At 38.5% G+C, this 6,839-nt stretch carries 7 protein-coding genes and 1 pseudogene; all 8 read left to right on the top strand.

Translation table 11 applies throughout. The annotated features are described in order from the left end of the window. Positions 1–4 precede the first annotated feature (4 nt). Entirely contained in the window at positions 5–133 is a 129-nt protein-coding gene (locus JCM10991_RS14785) for an HD domain-containing protein (RefSeq protein WP_225349906.1), read from the top strand. A 108-nt stretch (positions 134–241) separates the two neighbouring features. Further along, positions 242–2,127: pseudogene (locus tag JCM10991_RS12355) on the top strand (ABC-F family ATP-binding cassette domain-containing protein). Positions 2,128–2,135: 8 nt separating this feature from the next. Next, positions 2,136–3,095, top strand: coding sequence for a thymidylate synthase (locus JCM10991_RS02730; RefSeq protein WP_025020475.1), 960 nt, complete (start codon positions 2,136–2,138; stop codon positions 3,093–3,095). Between the two features lie 11 nt (positions 3,096–3,106). Then, a complete protein-coding gene (locus JCM10991_RS02725; RefSeq protein WP_023859505.1) occupies positions 3,107–3,616 on the top strand; it encodes a dihydrofolate reductase in 510 nt (169 codons plus the stop codon). Further along, on the top strand, positions 3,609–4,418 hold the full coding sequence (locus JCM10991_RS12350; RefSeq protein ID WP_225349905.1) for an SGNH/GDSL hydrolase family protein: 810 nt from the start codon (positions 3,609–3,611) through the stop codon (positions 4,416–4,418). The genes JCM10991_RS02725 and JCM10991_RS12350 overlap by 8 nt, the downstream gene beginning before the upstream one ends. Positions 4,419–4,475: 57 nt before the next feature. Beyond that, positions 4,476–5,099 carry a YpmS family protein gene (locus JCM10991_RS02715; protein ID WP_338086214.1) on the top strand — a complete coding sequence of 208 codons (624 nt, stop codon included), beginning with the start codon at positions 4,476–4,478 and terminating at the stop codon, positions 5,097–5,099. A gap of 7 nt (positions 5,100–5,106) precedes the next feature. Then, positions 5,107–5,322: a YozE family protein gene (locus JCM10991_RS02710; RefSeq protein WP_023859508.1), complete on the top strand. Its 216-nt coding sequence runs from the start codon at positions 5,107–5,109 to the stop codon at positions 5,320–5,322. Positions 5,323–5,335: 13 nt separating this feature from the next. Further along, entirely contained in the window at positions 5,336–6,772 is a 1,437-nt protein-coding gene (locus JCM10991_RS12345) for a S41 family peptidase (protein WP_035187840.1), read from the top strand. The last annotated feature ends 67 nt before the right edge of the window (positions 6,773–6,839 follow it).

The raw sequence follows: 6,839 nt of genomic DNA, 5'->3' as shown, positions 1-6,839 counted from the left end.
CCTTATTAAGGAAGCGGGCATTAAGCCGGGCCCAGGCTTAGGAAAAATTTTAGCTTTTCTAGAAAAAGAGGTTCTCTTGGGGCGGCTACTCAATGAGAAAACTACGTTGTTAGCGGCTTTAGCTACTAAATAAAAGGTGAGAGTCAGGAGTGAATTCTTGGCTCTTATTTTTGGTCAAAGGACAGAGATAATGTTATAATAAGAGCAATAATTTTTGATAAAATGAAAAGAGTGAGATAGAATGCAAACCTTACGGGTAGAAAATTTAACCAAAACTTATGGTGAAAAAACTTTATTTGAAGATGTCAATTTCATCATTAACGAGGGTGACCGCATTGGTTTGATTGGTACAAACGGTTCAGGTAAGACCACAATGCTAAATGCTTTGGCTGGTCTAGACCCAGCTGATAGTGGAGAGCTAATTGCTCCAAATGACTACACCATTGGTTACTTGATGCAACAACCAGTTTTGGATGAGGATAAGACCATTCGTCAAGCTATCTTTGACGGGGCGGGTCCGGTTTTTCAAACGATTCGTCGTTATGAGGAAGTGTTAGCTAAATATAGCGCTAATCCTGAAGATGAAAAATTACAGGCTCAATTTGATAAGTTATCCAGGGAAATGGACCAAGAAGATGCCTGGAACGTGGAAAGTAATATTGCCACGATTTTAAGCCAGTTACATGTCAATGATATGGACCAACAGATTGGGATTCTTTCTGGGGGCCAAAAGAAGCGTGTTGGGATGGCCCAGGTTTTAATTCAGGCACCTGACCTTTTAATTTTGGATGAACCAACTAATCATCTGGACTTCGATTCGATTAAGTGGCTTGAAGAATATTTACAGTCCTATAAGGGAGCTTTGTTAGTAGTAACCCACGATCGTTACTTTTTAGATCAAGTAGCCACGCAAATTTTTGAATTGTCTTTTGGGAAACTTTATGCTTACACCGGTAACTACGAAGATTTTGTACAACAAAAAGCTGAACGGGTCGAAAGAGAAATTACGGCAGAACACAAACAAAATCAGCTTTATAAAAAAGAATTAGCTTGGATGCGAACGGGGGCTAAGGCTCGTTCTACTAAACAACAAGCACGAATTAATCGTTTCAATGATCTCAAGGAGAACCTTCACACCTTGCAAGTTGATGGCAAAGTGGATATTAATTTGGGCCAACAACGTTTAGGTAAGAAAGTTCTTGAATTTCAAGATGCGACTTTGACTTTAGGTGATCATCCGATTATCAAAAACTTTAATCTTCTAGTTCAGGGAGGACAGAGAATTGGGATTACTGGGGTTAACGGTGCAGGTAAATCTTCCTTTCTTAATGCTTTAGCAGGTGAAATTAAACTGGACTCCGGTCTTCGAATTCAAGGAGAGACGGTGCGCTTAGGATACTATCGGCAACAAACCGAAGAGATTCCGGAAGATAAGCGAGTAATTGCTACCTAGATGAGGTGGGTCAGGGTGTAATTGGTGCTGACGGTGAACGAATTTCAACCACGAGCTTACTGGAACAATTTCTCTTCCCAAGGTTTATGCATGGTACTTTGATTCGTAAGCTTTCCGGAGGGGAAAAACGACGTCTCTATCTTTTGAAGTTGTTGATGGAACAGCCAAATGTCTTACTCTTAGATGAACCAACAAATGACCTGGATATTGGGACTTTAACGGTTTTAGAAGATTACCTGGATAATTTTAATGGTACGGTTATCACCGTTTCTCACGATCGTTACTTCTTAGACAAGGTAGCTGATAACCTTTTGGTTTTCCAAGGGCAGGCACAAATTGACCATTATAATGGGCTCTTTACAGAATACCTCGCTAAGACTTTGAATACTAGCAAGAAGAAGCCAACTAAGGTTAAGGTGGCAGTGACGGAAGAAGTAGCAGAAAAAGCGAAAGTTAAGACCAAATTAACTTATGCCGAACAGATTGAATACGATAAATTAGAGGGTGAAATTGAAGCTTTGGAGGAAAAACAAGCCCAGCTTCAAGCAGAAATGGAACAAACCCCAGGAACCGACTACGGAAAACTAGGAGAGCTTCAGGCACAAATTGATGACCTGGAAGTTCAAAGTTTAGAAAAAATGGAGCGTTGGGAAGAACTCAGCCAGTATGTATAAGGAGAGATTTGATGAGTTTAGAAGAACCATATCTACAATTAATCCGCGATGTTTTAGATCACGGATATGATAAAGATGACCGGACTAATACTGGAACGAAAAGTTTATTTGGTTATCAGATGCGTTTTGACTTGAGTCAAGGTTTTCCCTTGTTAACTACCAAGAAAGTGGCTTTTGGTCTAATTAAAAGTGAATTACTATGGTTCTTAAAAGGTGATACTAATATCCAGTATTTACTTAAACATAAAAACCATATTTGGGATGAGTGGGCCTTTAAAAATTGGGTAGAGAGTCCTGAGTATCATGGTCCTGACATGACCGATTTTGGCTTGCGTGCCCAAACAGATGTAGATTTTAACCAAGTATACCAAGCTGAAAAGGTAAAGTTCTGTCAAAAAATTGTAGCTGATGATGACTTTGCCCAAAAGTATGGGAACTTAGGGGATGTTTACGGGGCTCAGTGGCGGCAATGGAAAACAAGTCAAGGTGAAACTATTGATCAAATCAAAAATGTAATTAATGATATTAAAACTAACCCCAATTCTCGGCGCTTAATTGTGACTGCTTGGAATCCAGAATCTGTACCAACAAGTGCTTTACCCCCTTGTCATAGCCTTTTCCAATTTTATGTGGCCAATGGTAAGCTATCATGTCAACTTTACCAAAGAAGTGGTGATATTTTCTTAGGAGTACCGTTTAATATAGCTTCTTATGCTTTATTAACACACCTTATTGCTAAAGAATGTGGCTTAGAAGTTGGAGAATTTGTACACACTTTAGGAGATGCTCACATTTACAAGAATCATATTACCCAGGTGCAGGAGCAATTAGGGCGCACACCAAGTGAGAAGATTCCACGATTGTGGTTAAACCCCGACAAACAATCTGTTTTTGATTATGATGTCAAAGATATCAAGGTTAAAAATTACGATCCAGCCCCTGCTATTAAAGCACCGGTGGCGGTTTAAGGAGGAATTGAATGTTAATGTTTGTGTGGGCAGAAGATAAAGCTCATAATATTGGTTACCAAGGTCACCTACCTTGGCATTTACCAGATGATTTAGCATATTTTAAAAAAGTTACTATGGGGCATCCCATGATTATGGGGAAAACGACCTTTGCTTCATTTCCTAAGCTTTTGCCAGGGAGACTTCATGTGGTTTTAACTCACCAAAAGGATTTAGGTGTTGAGTCAGACCAATTAATTTTAGTTCATAATTTTGTGGAGCTCCAAGCCTGGATTAAGGCGCACCAAGATCAAGAAATCGCAGTTATTGGTGGTGCAGGACTGTTTGAACTTTTAAAAGACCAGGTTGAGATTTTGCATAAAACTGAGATTCAAGGGGTCTTTCCTGCTGATACCAAGATGGTGGCACTGGACTATGATCAATTTGAAGAAATTAGTCGGACGCCAGGTGTTGTGGATGCTAAAAATCAGTATGCTCATGATTTTGTGGTCTACCAACGGAGGAAAGAAGTTTATGAATAAGTTATCTAAAAGTATGGTCATACTTTTGATGGGAGTGTGCTTTTGGTTAGCTTTTAATTTACCAGTGCGGATAGCTGAAGCCAAGACAATTAACTTGGTTGCTGTCGGAGATTCTTTGACTTATGGGCAAGGTGATACCCACCATAATGGAGGCTATGTCGGCTTGATTAAGCAGGATTTAGACAAAAAGCAAAAAGCTAAGGTTAAGACACAGAATTTTGGTAAGGTGGGTGACCGCTCAGATCAAATCATGACGAGAGTCAAGAATAGCACCAAAATTCAAAAGGCCTTGGCACAGGCGGATGTGATTACCATGACCGTGGGTGGAAATGATATGATGAAGGTAATTCAAGATAACTTCATGTTGATGCTGACAGATCAATTAGATGGGGTTATGCCCAAGGAAAAAAAGAGTTATCAAAAAAAATTGCAAGCTTTAATCAGGACCGTGCGATACTACAATCCTAAAGCGCCAATATTCTTGTTTTCAATCTACAATCCTTTTTATGTTTATTTTCCAACGATTCAAGATTTACCTAAATACACAGCTGATTGGAATGATATTGCTTTAGAGCAAGCGGAAAATGATGGTAATATTTATTTTGTTGATATTAATGACCGTCTTTCTCAAGGACAGTATCTCAATAAGGATCAAACACAGCTCAAGAAAGAATCGCAACTTGATTTAAATAAAACTTCATCGACTAAAGTGGAGAAGATGTTGGCAGATGAAGAAGAAAAAATGATTATCTTTCGAGTGATGATCACTTTCACCCCAACGATAAGGGGTACCGTTACATGACAAGTCGACTCTATAAGGTTATGATAAAGCATAAGAAAACGTGGATGGGGTGAAAAAGTGGAAAGACAAAATATGCAAGTGAAAAAGCAAACTGTTAATTTTTGGAAATGGGCCTTTATTATTTTAGTAGCTACTTTGTTTTTGGTAAGTGGGACTGTAATCTCTAAAGTAATCACTCCAAGTGAAGCTCAAGTAAAAATGGAACAAACCAAGCTACCGACAAATGATTATACAAAAATCGACGTTTCGATGGACAAAAAGCAGCTTCAAGCGACTATTAATTACTATCTTCGTCAAAGTCAAAAGAAACAAAAGATTAAGTATCGGTTTATTTTAAATGATTCAGCTATTTTAATGGGAACGACCAAGGTTTTGGGAAAAAACATTTCTTTTTCACTTTACACCATTCCTAAATTAGATAAGAATGGTAATATTGTGTTACAAGCTAAGTCTGTAGCAGTGGGTTCTTTAAATGCACCGGCAAGTTTTATCTTAGGATATATCAAAAATAATTATGACCTTAGTAAAGGGGTTACGATTAATACCAAGAAAGCAACGTTAACGTTAAATTTGAACCAATTTACCAAGAAACAAGGTATTGTGCTCAAAGGTAAGCAGCTTGATGTACCAAATAATAAGTTCTTATTTGAAGTTAACATCCCACTGGATTCAATTAAGTAGGTGAAGTATGCGTAGTCAAAGTTTTTACCAATATCTTATGACCTTGCGAAATCCGCATGCTCATGATGAAATTTCTCAGTTTGCCAATAATGCTTTTTTTGACCAGGCTTTTCCGAAACAAGCGCGGACTTATGAAGAAGTTTCGGAATATTTAGAATTAAATGCCGGTTATCTCCCAAGTATGACCATCTTTGATGAGGTCTGGCAACAATATCAACAGTAAAGAAGGATAAAATATGGCAGCAAAACCACAGAAAATAAAGCGGAGTTACCAACTTAAGCACTTGATTTTAACTGGTATTTTAGGCTTATTGTTGGGTGGAGGGTTAATGTTTGGCCTTGTCCGTCACCAACTTCAAGTCGCCAACGACGCTTACCGCTCTTTGGGTAAGGTCGCAACCGTTTACCAAACGCTTTACTACAATTATTATAAGAAAGTTCCAAGTTCTAAATTAGAGCAAGGAGCTATCGACGGGATGATTGAAAGTTTAGATGATCAATTTACGGAGTACCTCAATAAAGCAGAGACGGAAAGCTTGAATAATACCATTGATTCGAGTTTTTCGGGGATTGGAGCACAAGTTCAAAAAGCTGGTGAATATATCAAAATTTCTTCAGCTATTACTGGTACCCCAGCCCAAAAAGCCGGGTTAAAGACTGACGATATCTTATTAAAAGTTAATGGAAAGTCAGTTAAAGGACAAGCTTTAGATAAAGTAGTTACTAAAATTCGAGGAAAGATTGGCACTAAGGTTACCGTAACTATCAAGCGGGGCGACCAAGTATTTAACAAGACATTAACGCGAGCAAAGATTCCAATTCACACGGTCAATGCTAAGCTTATAAAAAAAGACGGTCACAAAGTAGGTTACTTAGAGGTGACAACTTTCTCTACTAATACAACTAAGGAATTTAAAACTGCTATTAAGAAATTACGTAAGCAAGGAGTAAGTGCCTTTGTAGTTGATATGCGTAATAACCCTGGTGGGCTAATGGACCAAGCTTTATCCATGTCTTCCATGTTCTTGAAAAACGGACAAAAGATTATGCGGGTCAAAGATCGTAGTGGTAAGGTCGAAACTTATACCGCTGGCAAAAAATTTGACAAGGGCTTTAAAGTGACCGAACCAACTGTCATCTTGGTCAATGGGAACTCAGCGTCCGCAGCTGAAATTTTCTCTGCCGCCTTGAATGAGTCAGGGCATATCAAGTTGATTGGTGCTAAGACATACGGTAAGGGGACTGTGCAAACAACGCAAGAATTTAAAAATGGCACTGAATTGAAGTTAACGATTGCTAAATGGCTAACAGCTAATGGTACTTGGATTCACAAGAAAGGTATTGAGCCAGATATTAAGGCAGATTATCCAGAAGTAGCTTACTTGGCTTTCATTGATACCACAAAGATCTATAAGGAAGGGCAAGTTTCTAAGCAGGTTAAAACTTTACAGATGTTCCTCAAGTACTTAGGATACTTTAATGGCAAAGCTAATGGCTACTATGGTCAAGATACTAACGCGGCCGTTCAAAAATTTCAAAGTGAAAATGGTCTCGATGTAAACGGCCAAGCTACTAAAGCAACAGTTACAAAAATCGAAGAGAAAGTTTCTCAAAAGCTTGGTGATACTGATCCAGCTTATGATGAGGCTCTGAAAACAGTAGTTCAAGAGTAGATGGAAAAGTCCTCAGTTTGAGGGCTTTTTTGCTGAAAATTGTGTTATAATGTGCTTTGTAAATGAT

This window comes from Ligilactobacillus equi DSM 15833 = JCM 10991, from assembly GCF_000615765.1.
GTDB lineage: Bacteria > Bacillota > Bacilli > Lactobacillales > Lactobacillaceae > Ligilactobacillus > Ligilactobacillus equi.
Note: the sequence above shows the minus strand (reverse complement) of the source record. Positions and strands in the feature narration are given on the sequence as shown.